This window comes from Mycobacterium hippophais, assembly GCF_027529605.1.
Lineage (GTDB): Bacteria > Actinomycetota > Actinomycetes > Mycobacteriales > Mycobacteriaceae > Mycobacterium > Mycobacterium arseniciresistens.
The window spans coordinates 132,378-149,001 of the sequence record NZ_JAPZPY010000004.1 but is presented as its reverse complement, the minus strand read 5'-3'; the positions used below and the strand labels follow the sequence as shown (position 1 = coordinate 149,001).

Here is a 16,624-nt window from a genome sequence, read left to right as displayed (position 1 = left end):
GCGCCTCCAGATGTTCAGCTCCTCGATCGCCCGATGGCACGGCGACGAGCCGGTCGCCGGTTCCCCCCTCAACGGCGCCGAGATGGTGGCGCTGCGCCGGACCCGGCTGTTCGGGGCCACCGGCACGGTACTGATGGCGATCGGCGCGCTCGGCGCCGGTGCGCGGCCCGTGGTCCAGGATCCCACCTTCGGTGTCCGGCTGCTCAACCTGCCCTCGCGGATCCAGACCGTCTCGCTGACCATGACCACCACCGGCGCGGTGATGATGGCGCTGGCCTGGCTGATGCTCGGCCGGTTCGCGCTCGGCAGCCGCCGGATGTCGCGCGGCCAGGTGGACCGCACGCTGCTGCTGTGGGCCCTCCCGCTGCTGCTCGCCCCGCCGATGTACAGCCGCGACGTGTACTCCTACCTGGCCCAGAGCGAGATATCGCGGCTCGGCCTCGACCCGTACAAGGTCGGCCCGGCCACCGGGCTCGGGCTCGATCACGTGTTCACGCTGTCGGTGCCCAACCTCTGGCGGGAGACCCCGGCGCCCTACGGACCGCTGTTCCTGTGGATCGGCGAGGGCATCTCGACCGTGACCGGCCAGAACATCGTCTGGGCGGTGCTGTTCCACCGGCTCGTCGTCCTGCTCGGGGTCGGCCTCATCGTCTGGGCCACCCCGAGGCTCGCCCGCCGCTGCGGCGTCGCCGAGGTCAGCGCGCTGTGGCTGGGGCCGTGCAACCCGCTGCTGTTCATGCACCTGGTGGCAGGCATCCACAACGAGGCGCTGATGCTCGGCCTGATGCTGGCGGGCACCGAGTTCGCGCTGCGCGGCATCGACGCCGCGCAGCCACTGCTGCCACGGCCGCTGCGCAGGCCGGTCACCCGCGCCGACTGGCGACGCTGGCATCCGCTGGCCATGCTGATCGTCGGAGCGGTGCTGATCGCGATGTCGTCGCAGGTCAAGCTGCCGTCGCTGCTGGCGCTCGGGTTCGTGGCGATGGCGCTGGCGTGCCGGTGGGGTGGCACCGTCAAGGCGTTCGTGATCGCCGGCGGTTCTCTGACAGCGCTGTCGGTGGTGGTGATGGCGGTGATCGGGTGGGCCAGCGGGCTGGGTTTCGGCTGGCTGTTCACCCTGGGCACCGCCAACGTGGTGCGCAGCTGGATGTCCCCGCCCACGCTGATCGCGCTCGGCACCGGCCAGGTCGGCATCCTGCTCGGTCTCGGCGACCACACCACCGCGGTGCTGGCACTCACCCGCGCCATCGGTGTGATCATCATCGCGATCCTGGTCACCTGGCTGCTGCTGGCGGTGCTGCGGGGCCGGCTGCATCCCGTGGGTGGGCTGGGTGTCGCCCTCGGTGCGACGGTGCTGCTGTTCCCTGTGGTGCAGCCGTGGTACCTGCTGTGGGCGATCATCCCGCTGGCGGCCTGGGCCACCCGCCCCGGTTTCCGGGGATCCACCATCGCGATCACGCTGGTCATCGGCATTTTCGGGCCCACCGCCAACGGCGACCGGTTCACCCTGTTCCAGATCGTGATGGCCACCTTGGCCAGCACGCTCGTCGTCGCACTGCTGATGGCGCTCACCTGGCGCCGGTTGCCGTGGCGGCCGGTCCCCGACCCCGACGCGGACGAGGGCCCGGACACCGAACCGAGGGCGGACGAACCGTCCGTCGCGAAGCCGTCACCGCCACCACGGCCGCAACCATCGAGCAGCGACGCATACGCTGAATCCCCGTGACGTCCGGATCCGCTGTTCCCGTCCTGCTGCGCGGGGTGACCAAGCGGTACGGATCGACGACGGCGGTGTCGGAACTCGACCTCGACGTACAGCGCGCCGAGGTGCTGGCGCTGCTGGGGCCCAACGGCGCGGGCAAGACTACGACCATCGAGATGTGCGAGGGCTTCCTGCGGCCGGACGCGGGCTCCATCGAGGTCCTCGGCCTCGATCCCGTCTCGGACAACGCCCGGCTGCGCGAGCGGATCGGCGTCATGCTGCAGGGCGGCGGCGGCTATCCGGCGGCCCGGGCCGGCGAGATGCTCGCGCTGGTGGCCGCGTACGCCGCAGATCCGCTCGACCCGCAGTGGCTGATGGACACGCTCGGGCTCACCGAGGTCGCGCGCACCACCTATCGCAGGCTGTCCGGCGGCCAGCAGCAGCGTCTGGCGCTGGCGTGTGCCGTGGTGGGACGACCCGAGCTGGTGTTCCTCGACGAGCCGACCGCCGGGATGGACGCGCATGCGCGAATCGTGGTGTGGGAGTTGATCGACGGGCTGCGCCGCGACGGGGTGACCGTCGTGCTGACCACCCATCAGCTGACCGAGGCGGAGGAACTGGCCGACCGGCTGGTGATCATCGACCACGGGGTGGCGGTGGCCACCGGCACGCCGGCGGAGCTGATGCGCACCGGCGCCGAGAACCAGTTGAGGTTCCGCGCCCCGCGGATGCTCGACCTGGCGCTGCTCGTCGCGGCCCTTCCGGAGGGCTACCAGGCGATCGAGGCGGCACCGGGTGAGTACCTCGTCGAGGGCCACATCGACCCGCAGGTGCTGGCGACCGTGACGGCGTGGTGCGCGCGGCTCGATGTGCTCGCGACCGACATGCGGGTGGAGCAGCGCAGCCTCGAGGACGTGTTCCTCGACCTGACCGGACGGGAGCTGCGGCCGTGACGCGCGAACCCAGGGGCGTGACCAACCGTTTCGCGCCGGGCACCTTCTCCCCCGACCCGCGGCCGGCCACCGTGCCGACCATGCTGGCCGCGCAGTTCAACCTGGAATTGAAGTTGCTGCTGCGCAACGGCGAGCAGTTGCTGCTCACCATGTTCATCCCGATCACGCTGCTGGTCGGATTGATCCTGCTGCCGCTCGGGTCGTTCGGCGATGACCGCGCCGCCGCCTTCGTGCCCGCTGTGATGTCGCTGGCGGTGATCTCGACGGCGTTCACCGGACAGGCCATCGCGGTGGCGTTCGACCGCCGCTACGGAGCGCTGAAACGCCTGGGCGCCACCGCACTTCCGGTCTGGGGCATCATCGTCGGCAAGTCACTGGCGGTGGTGGCGGTGGTGTTCCTGCAATCGATGGTGCTCGGCGCCATCGGCATCGCGCTCGGCTGGCGCCCCGCGCTGGCCGGGCTGGCGCTCGGCGCGGTGGTCATCGCCCTCGGCACCGCCGTTTTCGCGGCGCTCGGCCTGCTGCTCGGCGGGACCCTGCGCGCCGAGATCGTGCTGGCGGTGGCCAACCTGCTGTGGTTCGTCTTCGCCGGTTTCGGCGCGCTGACGCTGGAGGGTCAGACGGTGCCGGGCGCCTTGGCGTGGGCAGCGCGGCTGACGCCCTCCGGCGCGTTGACCGAGTCGCTGACGCAGGCGATGACGTTGTCGGTGGACTGGTTCGGCCTCGCCGTGCTCGCCGTCTGGGGCGCGGTGGCCGGGCTATGCGCGTTGCGCTGGTTCCGCTTCACCTGAGCGCGCGAGCTCGGGCAGCAGGAACTCCAGCCGCGCTGTTCACCGGGCCGGACGCGGCCGCGCTGCGCGCCGCCGTCGCCGCTGCCGCGCACGACCCGGTGCTCGCCGACGCGCTGCAGCGCGATGTCATCGGCTGGCGCAAAGCCGAGATGGCCGCACTGCTGCGGCGCGGCGTCGAGCGCGGCGACGTGCGGCCCGACGTACCGGTCGAGCTCGCCCGCGAACTCGGACAGAGCGTGTTGTGGCACCGCCTGCTGATCACCGGCGACCCGATCACCGACGATCTCGTGGTGCAGCTCGTCGACGAGGTCCTGGTGCCGTTCGTCGCACCCCGAGCGGCCGCATCGTGACGCCCTACTACGGAATGTAGTTGGCCATCGCCTACGATCGGGGCGTGCGACGCGTGTTCACCGGCCTGGTCGACCGGCTCCCAATGCCGAGCCTCGGCGTGCAGCGGGCGATCGCCGTCGCGGTGATCCTGACCCAGGGCGGCATCGCGGTCACCGGCGCCATCGTGCGGGTCACCGCGTCGGGTCTGGGTTGCCCCACCTGGCCGCAGTGCTTCCCCGGCAGCTTCACTCCCGTCCCGCATGCCGAGGTCCCGGGCATCCACCAGGCCGTCGAGTTCGGCAACCGGCTGATCACCTTCCTGGTCGTGCTCACCGCCGCGCTGGCGGTGCTCGCGGTGGTGCGGGCCCGGCGGCGCCGCGAGGTCCTCGTCTACGCCTGGCTGATGCCGGCGTCGACCGTCGTGCAGGCGGTGATCGGCGGCATCACCGTGCTGACCGGCCTGCTGTGGTGGACCGTCGCCATCCACCTGCTGGCCTCGATGACGATGGTGTGGGTGGCGGTGCTGCTCTACGTGAAGATCGGCGAGCCCGACGACGGGGTGGTCGAGCGCACAGTGCCGAAGCCGCTGCGGCAGTTGACGTTGCTGAGCGGTGTGGCGCTGGCTGCGGTCCTCGTGACCGGCACCCTGGTGACCGGTGCGGGTCCGCACGCCGGGGACAAGAGCATCGACGCGCCGGTGCCGCGCCTCGAGGTCGAGATCGTGACCCTGGTGCTGGCGCACGCGACGCTGCTGGTGGCCTACCTGTCACTGCTGGTGGCGCTGGTCTTCGGCCTGCGCGCGGTCGCCGCGCCCCGCCGCGTGATGCGGCGCCTCGCCGTACTGCTGGCCCTCGTCGCCGCGCAGGCACTGGTCGGCCGGGTGCAGTACGCCCTCGACATCCCCGCCGCACTGGTGGCGGTGCACGTCGCCGGCGCCGCGGCGTGCACGGCGGCCACCGCTGCGCTATGGGCGTCGATGCGACAGCGGACCCAGCCCGAACCGGTCGAGGGCGGCCTCGACGCCGACGACGAAGTCGCGCTGACGGCGGTCCCTGGTGTCGGGGTCAAGCTGCCGCCAACCCAGTGACGGCTCCACCAGTTCGAGTTCCAGCAACCGGGGGTCGTCGATCCCGCCGATGACGTCGGCGCGGGCGTAGAGGAAATCCCCCGGCGCGACGTCCAGTTCGGCCGCGGCGGCTGCCAGCGCGGCGTATCCGACGTCCCAGAGCTCGTGGTCAGGGTCGGCCGGCGCCAGGGACTCCTCGGCGAAGGTGCCCGTCTCGTCGAACACCGGTGGCCGGGCGGCGGGCAGCAGCGGCGCCTTGGTGAAGGCGTGCGACGCGCGTCCGCCGAGGAACACCAGCGCCGTCTCGCCGCGTTCGATCCGGGCGTCGTACGGCTGGACCAGCACTGTGGAGCCGGCGCCGTGCAGCGCCTCGGCGTGTGCGCGGGCCTCGGCCGGGTCGTCGCACCGTCGCGCGCCGCGCGCCCCGGCGCCGACGGCGGGCTTCACCACCACCTCCCCTGCGGGCAGCCGCACCGGTTCACCCGGTGAGAAGAACTGGCTCGGGACCGTGGGCACGCCGCGGCGCTCAAGGCCGTCGAGGTAGCGCTTGTCGGTGTTCCAGGCGACCACGTCGGCACCGTTGAGGAGATTCGGCACCCGTCGGGTCCAGGCCAGGAACTCCTCGAGCCGCTCCACGTAGTCCCAGGTGGCCCGCAGGATCACCAGGTCGGCGTCCAGCGTCGCCGGATCGTCCCACGACCGCCACCGGGCGTGCAGTCCGTGCCGGCTCAGCGCGTCGACCAGGCCGGCGTCGTCCCCGTCGCCCTCCGGCAACGCCGGGCAGCCCGCGAGGACGATGCGCGGGTGACGGATGTCGGGACGGGCCAGCTTCATGGTCGAATGATGCCAGCACAGGGCGGCCCGAGTGGCCGCCGATTCTTCGGCAATGATGGAACACATGTACGCGATCGAAGTCGCCGAGACCGGCGGACCCGAAGTCCTGCGCCACGTCGAGCTGCCGCCACCCACCCCGGGTCCGGGTCAGGTGCTGATCAAGGCAGAGGCGATCGGGGTCAACTTCATCGACACGTACTTCCGGTCCGGGCTGTACCCGCGGGAGCTGCCCTTCGTGGTGGGCACCGAGGTGTGCGGCACCATCGAGGCGGTCGGCGAGGACGTCGCCGCGCTCGGCGTCGGCGACCGGGTGGTCACCGACAAGGCATTCGGCGCCTACGCCGAGTATTCGCTTGCACCAGCTGATTTCGTGGTCTATGTGCCGGAGTCGGTGCCGTCGGAGGTGGCCGCCTCGGCGCTGCTGAAGGGCACCACCGCGCACTATCTGATCAAGTCGACCTACCCGGTCCAGCAGGGCGACACCGTGCTGCTGCATGCGGGCGCAGGCGGCGTGGGGCTGATCCTGACCCAGTGGGCGACCAGCCTCGCCACCCGGGTCATCACCACGGTGTCCACCCCCGACAAGGCCGAACTCTCGAGGCAGGCCGGCGCCGTCGCGGTGCTGGACTACCCCGACGATCCGCAGGAATTCGGCGCCCGGATCCGCGAGCTCACCGACGGCAAGGGCGTGGCCGCGGTGTACGACGGGGTCGGTGCGGCGACGTTCGAGGCCAGCCTGGCCAGCCTGGCGAAGCGCGGCACGCTGGCACTGTTCGGAGCGGCCAGCGGCCCCGTCCCGCCGTTCGACCCGCAGCGGCTCAACGCCGCCGGGTCGGTGTTCCTGACCAGGCCGAGCCTGGCGCACTACACCGGCACCGCCGACGAATTCGGTTGGCGGGCAGGCGAAGTCCTCGACGCGATCGCCTCTGGGACGATCACCGTGACGGTCAGCGAGCGGTACCGGCTGGCCGACGCCGAGCGGGCCCACCGCGACCTGCAGGGCCGCAAGACGGTCGGCTCGGTGGTGCTGGTCCCGTGACGTGACGCAGGACCTCGCCGTCACGCCGGCCTTCGTGATACCGGCGTCCGAGCTGAGCGAACGCTTCTCCAGATCCTCGGGTCCCGGCGGCCAGGGGGTCAACACCGCGGACAGCAGGGTCGAGCTCTCGTTCGACGTGGCCCGCTCGCCGTCGGTGCCGCCGCACTTGCGCCACCGGATCCTGTACCGGCTGGGCGGTCGACTCTCCGCGGGGATCCTCACCGTGACGGCAAGCGAGCATCGCGCGCAACTGCAGAACCGCGCCGCGGCACGCGAACGGATGGCCCGCCTCCTGCGCGACGCCGCCGCCGCTCCCCCGCCGGCCCGCCGGCCGACCAGACCCACCCGGGGCTCCAAGGAACGCCGGATCGCCGAGAAGAAGCGACGGGGATCGATCAAGGAGGGCCGTCGCGGCGGCTGGGACCGGAACTAGCCACCCGATTTCGGTGCGTCGCAGGCCACCCGGGCGGCAATAGGCTCACGATGTGCGCATCCGCCGGCTCACCACCACGCTGGTCGCCGGTGTGTTGACGGTCGGCCTGGCGGGGTGCACCGGTGCCCCGGACCGCGAGGACGCGGCACGAGACATCCGCGATCGGGTGGCCGCGATGCCCGGCGTCACCGATGCCGACCTCGTCTACGACAACGACATCTGGGCCGGCACCCGGTTCGAACTTCGGGTCGACATGGACACGGCGACCGACCACCAGATCGGCGCCGTCGCGGACGAGATCGACCACCTGCGCGGCGACGAGTTCGACGACTTCGACCAGCGCGCCGAGATCAACGTCGCCCGGTGGACCACGCTGGCCGGCGGCGACCGCCTGCCCGACGACGCCGCCCGGATCGCCGCCCAGCTGCGCCGGCTACGGGCGGACGTCCAGGCCGACGGCATTCGCTTCGGCGGTGGCACCGATGGGTCGTCGGTGCGGGTCGACGGCGCATCCGCCACGAGCGGGGTGGTCGACACCGTGCTGCGGTTGTTCACCGACCCGCCGCCCGACACCATCGAGGTGGCGCCCGACGAGGGGATCGACGCCCCCTTCTGGGCCGTCCGCAGCAGGATGTCGATCGCCGACAAGCAACGCATCGACGGCCAGCTCGCGGCGCTCGCCCCGGCGCAACCGGGATACGTCACCGTGCGCGACGGGCGCATCGTGACGCTGACGATGAGCGTGACGAGTCCGGCGGCCGCCCACCAGGACATCTCCGGCGCCGTCCGCACGCTCGATGCGCGACCGGGACGATCGGTGCACCTCAACTGGGCGGCGCAGGGAGCCGTCGGTGCGCGCGGGCCCAGATGGGCCGGCTCCGCGGAGATCGGCGGGTGTGACCACGGCAGTCACATGGGTGAACTCCTCCCCGACGCCCAGGCGCTGCAGCAGCGCATCCGGGACGAATTCGGCAGCTGCTGAGACCACCCGTGACCACGCCGCCGCCGCACCACCGGACCTCCATCGCCCTGCGCCTGACCGGCGCCGCGCTCGCCGCGCTGACCGGCGCGGCGTGGCTGTGGTGCGTGGTGACGGCGCTGACGTCGCGATTCGCGTCGATCGAGGCGTCGATGGATCCGGACAGCGTCGCCTTCGACCCGCATGGCTTCGGCCTGATCGCCGGCACCCTGTTCGCCGTGCCGCTGGGCCTGCTGTGCGCGCTCACGCTGCCGCTGGCGTTCCCGCGTGTCCGCCGGGCCGGGGTGCTGCGCCGGACCGTGGCGGCGTTCGCCGTACTGACGGCAGCGCTGTTGGTGGCGGTGTTCTCGGGCTGAGATCAGGCGGTGAAGAGCGTGGGCAGCGCGAGCGCGGAGTCGACCGCCAGCGCGCAGAACACCACCGCGAGGTAGTTGTTCGACTGCAGGAACAGCCGCAGCGGCTTGACCGGTTCGCCCCGCTTGACCCCGCTGTAGAGCTGGTGGGCCATCGTCAGGAACCACGCGCCTGCCAGCAGCGCGACCGCCGCGTACAGCCAGCCCGTCGCCAGCGCCAAGGCCAGCGTCGCCACCACGGTCAGCCAGGTGTACACCAGGATCTGCTTGGTGACGTGCAGCTCGGTGGCCACCGCGGGCAGCATCGGCACCCCGGCCGCCCGGTAGTCGTCCTTGTAGCGCATCGCCAGCGCCCAGGTGTGCGGCGGCGTCCAGAAGAAGATGATCGCGAACATCACCAGCGCGGGCCACTGGATGGTGCCGGTGACGGCCGACCAGCCGATCATCACCGGCATGCAGCCTGCGGCACCGCCCCACACCACGTTCTGCGATGTGCGGCGCTTGAGCAGCAGCGTGTAGACGAACACGTAGAACGCGATCGTGGCGACCGCGAGCAGGCCGGAGAGCAGGTTCGACGTCCACCACAGCCAGCCGAACGAAGCGACCGACAGCACCAGCCCGAACACCAGTGCGTGCCGCGTCGGCACCGTGTCACGGGCCAGTGGCCGGCGCGCGGTCCGCTTCATCACCTTGTCGATGTCGGCGTCGGCGACACAGTTCAGCGTGTTGGCGCCCGCGGCGGCCAGCATCCCGCCGATCAGGGTGTTGAGGATCAGCAGCGGATCGACCGTGCCACGCTCCGCCAGGAGCATCGCCGGGATCGCGGTCACGAGCAACAGCTCGATGACTCGCGGCTTGGTCAGCGCGACGTAGGCCAGGATCCTGGCCATGACCGAAGAGCGAATTCGGCTTGACGTCCCGCGACCGAGGTGGCGCTCGCGAATGCTCACGCAGTTGACTCCTCAAAAAATCGCGGCAGCGCGCAGCTTCTACTACAGACGATGGTAGACGGCGTCCGCCCCGCGCCTGCACCGCAGGGTCGGTTCGGATGAACGTCCGCCCCATCATGCGTTGTGGTCCTGCAGAGGCCGACCACCGCGCACTAGGGTGGACAGAGATCAGCTTGCCAGCCGCATGACAGCCAGGAGCGCGTTCGTGACCACTACAGAGGAAATCTCTGCCCTCACCCGCCCGAGCCACCCCGACGACTGGAACGACCTCGACACCACCGCAGTCGACACCGTCCGGGTGCTGGCGGCGGATGCGGTGCAGAAGGTCGGCAACGGCCACCCCGGGACGGCGATGAGCCTGGCGCCGCTGGCCTACACGCTGTTCCAGCGTCAGATGCGGCACGACCCCAGTGACGTGCACTGGCTGGGCCGCGACCGGTTCGTGCTGTCCTGCGGGCATTCCAGCCTCACCCTCTACATCCAGCTCTATCTCGGCGGGTTCGGCCTGGAGCTCGAAGACATCGAGTCGCTGCGCACCTGGAAGTCGAAGACCCCCGGGCATCCGGAGTTCCGCCACACCAAGGGCGTGGAGATCACCACCGGACCGCTGGGTCAGGGTCTGGCCTCGGCCGTCGGCATGGCGATGGCGTCGCGGTACGAGCGCGGGTTGTTCGACCCCGACGCGGCCCCCGGCACCAGCCCCTTCGACCACCACATCTTCGTGATCGCCTCCGACGGCGACATCGAGGAGGGCGTCACCAGTGAGGCGTCCTCGCTGGCGGGCACCCAGCAGCTGGGCAACCTGATCGTCTTCTACGACCAGAACCAGATCTCCATCGAGCACGACACCAACATCGCGCTGTCCGAGGACGTCGCGGCGCGTTACCGGGCCTACGGCTGGCACGTCCAGGAGGTCGAGGGCGGCGAGAACGTCGTCGGCATCGAGCAGGCCATCGAGGCCGCCAAGGCCGTCACCGACAAGCCGTCGTTCATCGCGGTGCGCACCATCATCGGCTATCCCGCCCCCAACAAGATGAACACCGGCGGGGTGCACGGCTCGGCGCTGGGCGACGACGAGGTGGCCGCCACCAAGAAGGTGCTCGGCTTCGACCCGGACAAGACGTTCGAGGTGCGCCCCGAGATCATCGAGCACACCCGGAAGCTGGTCGACCGCGGCCGCGAGGCGCACGAGAAGTGGCAGCCGGAGTTCGACGCCTGGGCCGAGCGCGAACCCGAGCGCAAGAAGCTGCTCGACCGGCTGCTCGCACAGGAACTGCCCGACGGCTGGGACGCCGACATCACCCACTGGGAGCCGGGCTCCAAGGCGGTGGCCACCCGCGCGGCGTTCGGCCAGGTGCTCAACGACGTCGCGCCCAAGCTGCCCGAACTGTGGGGCGGCTCGGCCGACCTGGCCGGCAGCAACAACACCACGATCAAGGGCGTGAAATCGTTCGGCCCGCCGTCGATCTCCACCAGCGACTTCTCCGCCGACTGGTACGGCCGCGTGCTGCACTTCGGCATCCGTGAGCACGCGATGGGATCGATCCTGTCGGGCATCGTGCTGCACGGTCCGACCCGCGCGTTCGGCGGCACCTTCCTGCAGTTCTCCGACTACATGCGCCCGGCCGTGCGGTTGGCGTCGCTGATGGACATCGACACCATCTACATCTGGACGCACGACTCCGTCGGTCTCGGCGAGGACGGCCCGACGCACCAGCCGATCGAGCACCTCGCGGCGCTGCGCGCCATCCCCAACCTGTCGGTGGTCCGGCCGGGCGACCCGAACGAGACCGCGTACGCCTGGCGCAGCATCCTGGCGCGCGGGAACGGCAGCGGGCCGGTCGGTTTCATCCTGACCCGGCAGGGCATCCCGGTCCTGGAGGGCACCGACGCCGAGGGCGTGAGCAAGGGCGGTTACGTGCTCGGTGGCGGCGACGCCTCCGCCGCCGATGTCATCCTGATCGGCACCGGCTCGGAGCTGCAGCTGGCCGTGGAGGCCAAGAAGCTGTTGGCGGACAAGGACATCACCGCGGCGGTGGTGTCGATGCCGTGCGTCGAGTGGTTCGAGTCGCAGCCCAAGGAGTACCGCGACTCGGTGCTGCCCCCGACGGTGTCCGCCCGGGTCGCCGTCGAGGCCGCCGTCGCGCAGAGCTGGTACAAGCTCGTGGGCGACACCGGTGAGATCGTCTCGATCGAGCACTACGGCGAGTCCGCCGACGACAAGACGTTGTTCCGCGAGTTCGGCTTCACGCCGGAGGCCGTGGCGGCCGCCGCGGAACGATCGATAGACAACTAGAACTTCAAGAGAGGCAACACCCATGGCGCAGAATCCCAACCTCGCGGCACTGGCGGCCGCGGGTGTATCCGTTTGGCTCGACGACCTGTCCCGCGAGCGCCTGCAGACCGGCAACCTGCAGGAGCTGATCGACACCAAGAGTGTCGTCGGGGTGACCACGAACCCGTCGATCTTCCAGGCCGCCCTGTCCAAGGGCGAGGCCTACGACTCGCAGATCGCCGAACTGGCCGAACGGGGCGCCGATGTCGACGCCACGATCCGCACCGTCACCACCGACGACGTCCGCAACGCCTGCGACGTGCTGGCCAAGCAGTACGAGCTGTCCGACGGTGTCGACGGGCGGGTGTCGATCGAGGTCGACCCGCGACTGGCCCGCGATGCGGACAAGACCATCGCCCAGGCGGTCGAGTTGTGGAAGATCGTCGACCGGCCCAACCTGCTGATCAAGATCCCGGCGATGGAAGAGGGCATCCCGGCGATCACCGCGGTGCTGGCCGAGGGCATCTCGGTGAACGTCACGCTGATCTTCTCGGTCGAGCGCCACCGCGCGGTGATGGACGCCTACCTCGCCGGCCTGGAGAAGGCGAAGGAGGCCGGCCACGACCTGGCCAAGATCCATTCCGTCGCTTCGTTCTTCGTGTCCCGGGTGGACTCCGAGATCGACAAGCGGCTGGAGAAGATCGGCTCCGAGGAGGCACTGGCTCTTCGCGGCCAGGCCGGTGTCGCCAACGCCCGGCTCGCATACGCCGCCTATGAGGAGGTCTTCGTCGGCGGTGAGCGCTTCGAGGTGCTCAAGGCCGACGGCGCGCGGGTACAGCGGCCGCTGTGGGCCTCGACGGGCGTGAAGAACCCCGACTACGCCGACACGCTCTACATCACCGAACTGGTGGCGCCGAACACGGTGAACACCATGCCGGAGAAGACGATGGACGCCGTCGCCGACCACGGCGTCATCACCGGCGACACGGTGACCGGCAGGGCCGGCGAAGCCCAGGAGGTGTTCGACAAGCTCGAGGCCGTCGGCGTCGACCTGACCGACGTGTTCCTGGTTCTCGAGAACGAGGGTGTGGAGAAGTTCGAGAAGTCCTGGCAGGAACTGCTCGAGGCGACGCAGGGTCAGCTGGACGAGAAGAAGTCCTAGCCTCCAGATGAGCGCAGTCGACACCGCCGCCACCGGGTGGCGTAATCCGCTCAGGGACAAGCGCGACAAGCGGATGCCCCGGATCGCCGGGCCCTGCAGTGTGGTGATCTTCGGCGTGACCGGCGATCTGGCGCGCAAGAAGCTGATGCCCGCCATCTACGACCTGGCCAACCGCGGGCTGCTGCCGCCGACGTTCTCGCTGGTCGGTTTCGCCCGAAGGGATTGGGCCGACGAGGATTTCAGCGATGTCGTGTACGAGGCGGTCAAGCAGCACGCCCGCACCCCCTTCCGGCAGGAGGTCTGGGACAGGCTCGCGGAGGGCATCCGGTTCGTGCAGGGCACGTTCGACGACGAGAAGGCGTTCGAACAGCTCGCGGAGACCCTGAACAAGCTCGACGCCGAGCGCGGGACGGGCGGGAATCACGCGTTCTACCTGTCCATCCCGCCCAAGGCGTTCCCACAGGTGCTCGAGCAGTTGTCGCGGACGGGCCTGGCGAAGAAGACGGACGGCTCCTGGAGCCGGGTGGTCATCGAGAAGCCGTTCGGCCACGACCTCGAGAGCGCCGAGGACCTCAACGCAATCGTCAACAACGTCTTCCCGGAGTCGTCGGTGTTCCGGATCGACCACTACCTGGGCAAGGAGACCGTCCAGAACATCCTCGCGCTGCGCTTCGCCAACGAGCTCTTCGAGCCTGTCTGGAATGCGCACTATGTGGACAGCGTGCAGATCACCATGGCCGAGGACATCGGGTTGGGCGGCCGCGGCGGCTATTACGACGGGGTCGGCGCCGCGCGTGACGTCATCCAGAACCACCTGCTGCAGCTGCTGGCGCTCACGGCGATGGAGGAGCCGGTGAGCTTCAACCCGGCCGAGCTGCAGGCCGAGAAGATCAAGGTGCTGTCCGCGACCCAGCTGGCCGAGCCGCTGGACGAGACGACGTCGCGGGGGCAGTACACCGCGGGCTGGCAGGGCGGGCAGAAGGTGGTCGGGCTGCTCGACGAGGAAGGATTCTCGGAGACGTCGACCACCGAGACGTTCGCCGCGATCACGGTGGACGTCGACACCCGGCGCTGGGCCGGCGTGCCGTTCTACCTGCGCACCGGAAAGCGGCTTGGCCGCAGGGTCACCGAGATCGCGCTGGTCTTCAAGCGCGCCCCGCACCTGCCGTTCGACGCCACCATGACCGAGGAACTCGGCCAGAACGCCCTGGTGATCCGCGTCCAGCCCGACGAAGGAATCACGCTGCGATTCGGCTCGAAGGTGCCGGGCAATCAGATGGAAGTCCGCGACGTGAGCATGGACTTCTCCTACGGGTCGGCGTTCGCCGAGGAGTCACCCGAGGCCTACGAACGGCTGATCCTCGACGTGCTGCTCGGCGAGCCGTCGCTGTTCCCGGTCAACCACGAGGTCGAACTGGCCTGGAAGATCCTCGACCCGGCGTTGGAGTACTGGGCCTCGCACGGCAAGCCCGATCCGTACGAATCCGGCGGCTGGGGGCCGGAATCGGCGTTCGAGATGCTGCGCCGCACCGGCCGGGAATGGAGAAGGCCCTAACCATGATCGTCGACCTGCCGGACAGCACCACCGATGTCATCAACAAGAAGATCGTCGCGCTGCGCGAAGAGGGCGGTGCGATCACGCTGGGCCGGGTGCTCACCCTGGTCATCGCCCCGGCCTCGGAGACCCTGCTCGAGGACTCGATCGAGGCCGCCAACGCGGCCAGCCGCGAACACCCCTGCCGGGTCATCGTGGTCGCGCCGGGCGACCGGTTGGCCGAGAACGCCAGGCTGGACGCACAGATCCGTGTCGGTCGCGACGCCGGCGCCAACGAGGTCGTGGTGCTCCGGCTGTCGGGCCCGCTCGCCGATCACGCGAGCAGCGTGGTGATGCCGTTCCTGCTGCCCGACACCCCGGTGGTCACCTGGTGGCCTGACGTCGCACCGGAGGTTCCCGCCAAGGATCCGCTGGGCAAGCTGGCGCTGCGCCGGATCACCGACGCCACCAACGGCACCGACCCGCTGGCCTCGATCAAGGGCCGGTTGAAGGGGTACACCCCGGGCGACACCGACCTGGCCTGGAGCCGGATCACCTACTGGCGTGCGCTGCTCACCTCGGCGGTGGATCAGGCGCCGCACGAGAAGATCAACTCGGCGCTGGTGTCCGGCCTGGAGACCGAGCCCGCGCTCGACGTCCTGGCCGGCTGGCTGGCCAGCCGCATCGACGGTCCGGTCCAGCGTGCCGTCGGCGAGCTCAAGGTGGAACTCGTCCGCGACAGCGAGACCATCACGCTGAGCCGTCCACAGGAGGGTGTCACCGCGAAGATCACCCGCACCGCCAAGCCGGAGGCACTGGTTCCGTTGGCGCGCAGAGAGACCCGTGAATGTCTGGCTGAGGACATGCGTCGCCTCGATGCCGATGAGATCTACTTCGAGGCGCTGCAGGGTATCGAGAAGGTGACGTATGTCTGAGACCGTGATCGAGAAGTACGCCGACGCAGACGCACTGGTCGCCGCGGCGGGTGACCGCCTGGTCATCGCCATCACCGCCGCGATCACCGCGCGCGGCGTCGCCCACGTGTCGCTCACCGGCGGCGGGACCGGCGTCAAGCTGCTGAAGCACGTCGGCGTCTACGGTGAGGCCGTCGACTGGCCGAACGTGCACATCTACTGGGGCGACGAACGCTACGTCGCCTCCGACGACGACGAGCGCAACGACAAGCAGGCGCGCGAGGCACTGCTCGACCACGTCGACATCCCGGCCGCCAACGTGCATGCGATGGCCGCTCTGGACGGTGAGTACGGCGACGACCTCGACGCCGCGGCGCTGGCCTACGAACAGGTGCTGGCCGCCAACGCCGAATCCGGCGAGCCCACACCTGCTTTCGACGTACATCTGCTCGGGATGGGGCCGGAGGGCCACATCAATTCGCTGTTCCCGGACACCGCGGCGGTGCGGGAGACCAGCCGCCTGGTGGTCGGGGTGACCGACTCCCCCAAACCGCCGCCACAGCGCATCACGCTGACGCTGCCCGCGGTCACCCGGTCGCGCGAGGTGTGGCTGGTGGTGTCGGGCGCGGAGAAGGCGGACGCCGTCGCGGCCGCGGTCAACGGCGCCGACCCGGTCGACGTGCCCGCTGCGGGCGCTGTGGGGCGTGACGCCACCGTGTGGCTGCTCGACGAGGACGCGGCGAGCAAGCTCTAGTCGTCGCGGCCGGTTTCGGCCTGCGCGTCGGCATAACCGGACAGGTAATCCGCACTCTGCCCGGCGCCGTAGGGGCCTCTCGGCGATCTCGGTAGGTTCTCGCACGGACTGCGTTGCATGCATGTCAGACGCCGGGTTCGCCGCCCCGGTTCCCCGCGGGGGTCATAATGACCGTCATGGTGGACAAGAGCGATAGAGTTCCGGCACGCAAAGGCACCGAGCGGATCCGCAAGCTCGCCCAGGCCGCCCTCAACGCCGACGTCACCGTCGACCAGGTGGACACCATCCTGGACGGTCTCAGCGACACGCTGATCGACCTGAACAGGTCCACGGCCAACCTCGACGAGACCCTGGAACGCTTCAACGAGACGATCAACCGCATCAACGAGCTGGCGCCGCGCCTGATCGCGGTCGTCGACCGGTTGGAGGGCATCGTCGACCGGGTCGAACGCATCGTGGGACTCGGCGAGGCGGTCCTCGGCCCGCTCGCCGCGACGGAGAACGCGGTCCGCGGCGGAGTGAACGCGATGCGCCGGACGATCGGGCTCTGAGCCT

The 16,624-nt window shown here is 70.1% G+C and carries 15 protein-coding genes and 1 pseudogene; 15 read left to right on the top strand and 1 reads right to left on the bottom strand.

Translation table 11 applies throughout. The features are described from left to right. Positions 1 to 10 precede the first annotated feature (10 nt). From mptB to O6P37_RS12045, 9 genes and pseudogenes are all read left to right on the top strand, one after another. Positions 11 to 1,726, top strand: a complete 1,716-nt coding sequence (gene mptB, locus O6P37_RS12085) for a polyprenol phosphomannose-dependent alpha 1,6 mannosyltransferase MptB (protein ID WP_408633161.1) — start codon at positions 11 to 13, stop codon at positions 1,724 to 1,726. Next, positions 1,723 to 2,655 (top strand): ABC transporter ATP-binding protein, encoded by a 933-nt coding sequence (locus tag O6P37_RS12080; RefSeq protein ID WP_264013828.1) that lies wholly within the window; start codon positions 1,723 to 1,725, stop codon positions 2,653 to 2,655. The genes mptB and O6P37_RS12080 overlap by 4 nt, the downstream gene beginning before the upstream one ends. Positions 2,656 to 2,672: 17 nt before the next feature. Next, positions 2,673 to 3,446: an ABC transporter permease gene (locus O6P37_RS12075; protein WP_269894482.1), complete on the top strand. Its 774-nt coding sequence runs from the start codon at positions 2,673 to 2,675 to the stop codon at positions 3,444 to 3,446. 29 nt (positions 3,447 to 3,475) lie between these two features. Next, positions 3,476 to 3,796 (top strand): annotated as a pseudogene (locus O6P37_RS12070) (TetR-like C-terminal domain-containing protein); the annotation flags it as partial. An 83-nt stretch (positions 3,797 to 3,879) separates the two neighbouring features. Continuing rightward, positions 3,880 to 4,863 (top strand): COX15/CtaA family protein, encoded by a 984-nt coding sequence (locus tag O6P37_RS12065; RefSeq protein ID WP_269894481.1) that lies wholly within the window; start codon positions 3,880 to 3,882, stop codon positions 4,861 to 4,863. Between the two features lie 877 nt (positions 4,864 to 5,740). Then, a complete protein-coding gene (locus O6P37_RS12060; RefSeq protein WP_269894292.1) occupies positions 5,741 to 6,715 on the top strand; it encodes a quinone oxidoreductase family protein in 975 nt (324 codons plus the stop codon). A 1-nt stretch (position 6,716) separates the two neighbouring features. Continuing rightward, positions 6,717 to 7,148 carry an alternative ribosome rescue aminoacyl-tRNA hydrolase ArfB gene (gene arfB, locus O6P37_RS12055; protein WP_264013823.1) on the top strand — a complete coding sequence of 144 codons (432 nt, stop codon included), beginning with the start codon at positions 6,717 to 6,719 and terminating at the stop codon, positions 7,146 to 7,148. 52 nt (positions 7,149 to 7,200) lie between these two features. Next, on the top strand, positions 7,201 to 8,130 hold the full coding sequence (locus tag O6P37_RS12050) for a hypothetical protein (RefSeq protein WP_269894291.1): 930 nt from the start codon (positions 7,201 to 7,203) through the stop codon (positions 8,128 to 8,130). An 8-nt stretch (positions 8,131 to 8,138) separates the two neighbouring features. Continuing rightward, positions 8,139 to 8,483, top strand: coding sequence for a hypothetical protein (locus O6P37_RS12045; RefSeq protein ID WP_269894501.1), 345 nt, complete (start codon positions 8,139 to 8,141; stop codon positions 8,481 to 8,483). A 2-nt stretch (positions 8,484 to 8,485) separates the two neighbouring features. On the opposite strand, the gene O6P37_RS12040 is transcribed toward O6P37_RS12045, so the two are convergent. Further along, the gene (locus O6P37_RS12040; protein WP_408633160.1) at positions 8,486 to 9,385 is read right to left on the bottom strand and encodes a heme o synthase; all 900 of its coding nucleotides are present in this window, start codon (positions 9,383 to 9,385) and stop codon (positions 8,486 to 8,488) included. A 250-nt stretch (positions 9,386 to 9,635) separates the two neighbouring features. Here O6P37_RS12040 and tkt point away from each other — a divergent pair, with 250 nt between their 5' ends. From tkt to O6P37_RS12010, 6 genes are all read left to right on the top strand, one after another. Beyond that, a complete protein-coding gene (gene tkt / locus O6P37_RS12035; RefSeq protein WP_269894289.1) occupies positions 9,636 to 11,726 on the top strand; it encodes a transketolase in 2,091 nt (696 codons plus the stop codon). Between the two features lie 22 nt (positions 11,727 to 11,748). Then, positions 11,749 to 12,867 (top strand): transaldolase, encoded by a 1,119-nt coding sequence (gene tal / locus O6P37_RS12030; RefSeq protein WP_269894288.1) that lies wholly within the window; start codon positions 11,749 to 11,751, stop codon positions 12,865 to 12,867. Positions 12,868 to 12,874: 7 nt separating this feature from the next. Next, the gene (zwf, locus tag O6P37_RS12025) at positions 12,875 to 14,422 is read left to right on the top strand and encodes a glucose-6-phosphate dehydrogenase (protein WP_269894287.1); all 1,548 of its coding nucleotides are present in this window, start codon (positions 12,875 to 12,877) and stop codon (positions 14,420 to 14,422) included. A gap of 2 nt (positions 14,423 to 14,424) precedes the next feature. Then, on the top strand, positions 14,425 to 15,336 hold the full coding sequence (gene opcA / locus O6P37_RS12020; RefSeq protein WP_269894286.1) for a glucose-6-phosphate dehydrogenase assembly protein OpcA: 912 nt from the start codon (positions 14,425 to 14,427) through the stop codon (positions 15,334 to 15,336). Next, positions 15,329 to 16,069: a 6-phosphogluconolactonase gene (gene pgl, locus O6P37_RS12015; protein ID WP_269894285.1), complete on the top strand. Its 741-nt coding sequence runs from the start codon at positions 15,329 to 15,331 to the stop codon at positions 16,067 to 16,069. Before opcA ends, pgl begins: the two co-directional genes overlap by 8 nt. A 176-nt stretch (positions 16,070 to 16,245) precedes the next feature. Next, complete coding sequence (locus O6P37_RS12010) at positions 16,246 to 16,620, top strand: ATPase (RefSeq protein WP_269894284.1); 375 nt, start codon at positions 16,246 to 16,248, stop codon at positions 16,618 to 16,620. Positions 16,621 to 16,624: the final 4 nt, after the last annotated feature.